The 3,657-nt window shown below is 43.1% G+C and carries 3 protein-coding genes; 2 read left to right on the forward strand and 1 reads right to left on the reverse strand.

The genetic code is table 11. The annotated features are described in order from the left end of the window. Positions 1 to 314 precede the first annotated feature (314 nt). Positions 315 to 1,346 carry a potassium channel family protein gene (locus AB4653_RS08775; RefSeq protein WP_009846405.1) on the forward strand — a complete coding sequence of 344 codons (1,032 nt, stop codon included), beginning with the start codon at positions 315 to 317 and terminating at the stop codon, positions 1,344 to 1,346. A gap of 118 nt (positions 1,347 to 1,464) precedes the next feature. Here the strand turns inward: AB4653_RS08775 and AB4653_RS08780 are convergent, their stop codons facing one another. Then, on the reverse strand, positions 1,465 to 2,034 hold the full coding sequence (locus tag AB4653_RS08780; protein WP_009846406.1) for a UPF0149 family protein: 570 nt from the start codon (positions 2,032 to 2,034) through the stop codon (positions 1,465 to 1,467). Positions 2,035 to 2,203: 169 nt separating this feature from the next. Between AB4653_RS08780 and AB4653_RS08785 the strand changes: the two genes are divergently transcribed. After that, on the forward strand, positions 2,204 to 3,657 hold a 1,454-nt coding region (locus AB4653_RS08785; protein WP_372103877.1), incomplete at its 3' end, for a histidine kinase dimerization/phospho-acceptor domain-containing protein.

A 3,657-nucleotide genomic window follows, 5' to 3' on the forward strand; every position in this document is an offset into this window, starting at 1 on the left:
AATGAGTATCGATATGGATAAAGGCGAGGCACATTTTCAACTGTGTGAGCGCGGAGAAAAGGCGTTTGGCGAAGCACTAAATCTGTGTGTGTATTTCTTTTTTAAGCAAGGTAAAGTTTATACATTGGTACGCGAACCTCGCCAAGCTTGATTTGATCCAAGAAATTGTTTGTATATATTTCTAAGTCTTTTTGTACCTAAATGTGGACTATTGGCATTATTTTGGGCTCATGTGCCTTTTTCTTAAGATACATCTTGTTGATATCATTTATTTTTTCTAGCATGTAACTAAGAGAAATGGATTAGAGGCTCTAATGATAATCTGGTTACAACTCAAACGTTGGGTCAAAGCGAATATCTTTGTTTTGAATGGTAAAAACCTACTGTTTACTTTCCTCGGCTACGTGTTTTTATCGTGGTCGACATTGTATTTAGCGGGTGAAACGGACTTAACCAACTCGTTTACTACATTTGCATACTATTTAGTCGTGACGGCTTCTACGGTTGGTTATGGCGATTTGTCACCGACGACGGAAGCGGGGCGATGGATTGTTATTTTGTTTGTTATCCCTGGAGGGCTCAGCCTTTTCGCTGCTTTACTGGGTAAGGTGGCAACAGAAGGTGTTGAATATTGGCGAGCGGGCTTGTTAGGTAAAAGGAGAGTTAGAGTGGAAAACCACATTTTGATGTTGGGGTGGAATGAACAAAGAACCATTCATCTCATCCGTATGCTGCAACATGAAGAAACGGGCAAGCGACCAATCGTATTATGTACGCGTTCAGATATCGAAAATCCGTTACCCGGTGAGATCAATTTCGTTAAGGTAAACAGCTACACCGATGGTAAAGAGATGGAGAAAACGGGCATTGAGTCAGCCAGCTGTATTCTTATTGATAACCCCGAAGACGACATCACGCTGTCTGCAGCGCTTTATTGTGCGAACCGAAACCCTAAGGCTCATCTTCTGGTTTACTTTAAAGATGAGGCGTTGAGCGATTTACTGCATCAACATTGCCCAAACTCTGAATGTATTCCGGCAGTGGGTGCCGAAATGCTGGCTAAAGCTGCGGTTGATCCCGGTTCAAGTGCGCTTCATCAAGAGCTTTTAAGCTCAACTAGAGGTATGACACAGTATTCGACGTATTACCCTAAAGATGCCGAACCTGTAACCGTTGCGCCTATTTTCTCTGTATTCAAAGAGAAGTATAAAGCAACGCTGATCGCGATTGATACGGGGAGTGGTATAGAGCTTAATCCGGAGTTAGACCAAGTTGTCAGCAGCGGTACTAAGTTGTTTTACATTGCCGATGAGCGAATTGATCATTTCGATTGGAAAGGCTTTTAGACGGCTATTTAGTCTCTCCTGAAGCGAAAGAAGGCCTCATTGTGAGGCCTTCTTACTATCGTTCGAATATAGCGCAGCTTATTTCTTTTATATCTCTCGCTTTAGAGAGAATGGAAAATTATTGAGCTTCGGCTAATGCGATACCGCGTTGCGTTAACCCGCAAAGCATCACTGGCACAGCATTAAAGATCTCTTCAAATTGCTCAAGGCCTTCGATGCCTTGTTCTGCAAGCGTAGCAATGGAAGTTTCTGGATCGTAAAGCATGCTTAGTGAAAGCAACACGCCGCCGACCAATGCGTTGTCTTCGCTGTCTTCGGGCATCAGTGTTTCCCAATCATCACGGGCTATCTGCCAACCTTGAAGTAAGCCTTCACAAAAATCGCGAGCTGCTGTATTTACAACTTCTGCATCATCTAATTGACAAGCTTCAGGCCATACCCAAGTACCTTCGATCAGTTCTGGGCGGGTTTTGTTCCAAAGCGCGATGATAACTTCAATGTAGCTTTCCAGCTGTTCACCGTCGGTAAAAGGCGCGACTTCTTCGCCACCCCAAAGGAATGGCAGCCATTCATGAGGGGTTAACACATTTGGAGCGGCTGCCATTGCAGTGACAAAGCCCATGGTTTTGTGTTCTGTGATTAGCTTTCCTTCCAACTCTGGAAGCGCAAGAATATCTTGTAAAGTCAAAGTGAGGTACCGTAAAAGGGAACATATTTGTGCTTATAGTACCAATGAACTTGCGCCAATCAAGCTTCATCTAAAAACGCTTGATGTCATTAGTGATAAACACTAGGTTAAACAGAAAGAAAATAACAAGATAATTATGCAAATACGCTCGTCTCTCAAGAAAAAAAGTATGGTAGCGCTTGGTGTATACCTCGCAATGTTCATTGCCATTGTCGGTAGTGTGACGTATTACGTCGTAGAATCTCCTGTACGCGCTAAGTTGCAACAAAACCTCGACTTACGTACACAACTGTTATCGGAATTGATTACAGCACCCCTCGGCAGCTCTCAAGGTTTTGTTGATAGTTTGGTTGGTTTCGCTCAGGCGCAGCGCAGTGATACTGATGTTATACCGTTATTTATTAAGTCAATGTTGGCGGCGAGCGATGACACGATCGTCAGCGCAGGTATTTGGCCAGAACCGCATGCATTGGATTCTGATAAAATCCTTAACAGTTATTTTTTCAACAAAGCCGACGATGGTGATATTGACCAGCTCTTTTCTTATAACAACCCCAAAAATGCGCCTTATCAGAACGAATATTGGTATACATCTGTAGTAAACAAAGCGCAGGGTACCATTGCATGGAGCAATGTGTATATTGACCCATATACACATGTTCAAATGATCACAGCATCTTCACCTTACTATTACGATGGAACTTTTGCAGGTGTCGCGACGGTGGATCTCTCACTCGAAGAGTTGCTCGGCTTTATCAAGAACCATGCGGAAGAATACAACCTTGGTATTACTCTAAGAGACAAACTCAACCAAGTGTTGGTTTCTCATAACTTCAATCTCGTTGATGGGATTTATATTAGTAGTAACCAATTTGGAGAGTTTGGATGGCAAGTGGATGTCGTCAACTCAAAATCACGAGTAGCAGACGAAGTGTTTCGTCAGGTAATGAGCGTTGAAGGCGGTATTGTGCCGCTGTTGTTGTTGTGTGTCATGGCCGGTTATTACTTACTGAACCGCTATTTGATAAGCCCAATCACAACGATTGCCGCCCAAGTTGATAGTTCTAAAGCGGGCGAGATCATCGATGTTGACTACTCTAGTGATGATGAAATCGGACATTTGATCAAAACCTTCAACGAAAAAACCATCTATCTCGAAGCTGAGAAGGTTAAAGCTCAAGCATCAACCAATGCCAAAACGGCCTTTCTTGCGACCTTGTCACACGAAATTCGTACCCCGATGAATGGTGTATTAGGAACGGCTCAGATCTTACTGAAAACCCCTTTGAGCACAGAGCAAGAGAAGCATCTTAAGAGCCTGTATGATTCGGGTGATCATATGATGACGTTACTCAATGAAATTTTGGATTTTTCAAAGATAGAGCAGGGTCGGTTAGATCTGGATGAAACACGATTCCCGCTTGATTCAATCATAGGAAGTATCAACAGTGTCTATTACACATTGTCTTCCGAGAAAGGGCTTCAATTCAAAGTGTACTCCGAAGTGCCTTCTGGCCGTTGGTACTTCTCAGACAAAGCACGCCTTCGCCAAATTTTATTTAACCTCTTAAACAACGCAGTCAAGTTTACCTCTCGAGGCTTTGTCGAGGTGTATCTTAAAGA

Origin of the sequence: Vibrio sp. 10N.222.48.A3 (assembly GCF_041475345.1) — a bacterium.
GTDB lineage: Bacteria > Pseudomonadota > Gammaproteobacteria > Enterobacterales > Vibrionaceae > Vibrio > Vibrio tasmaniensis_A.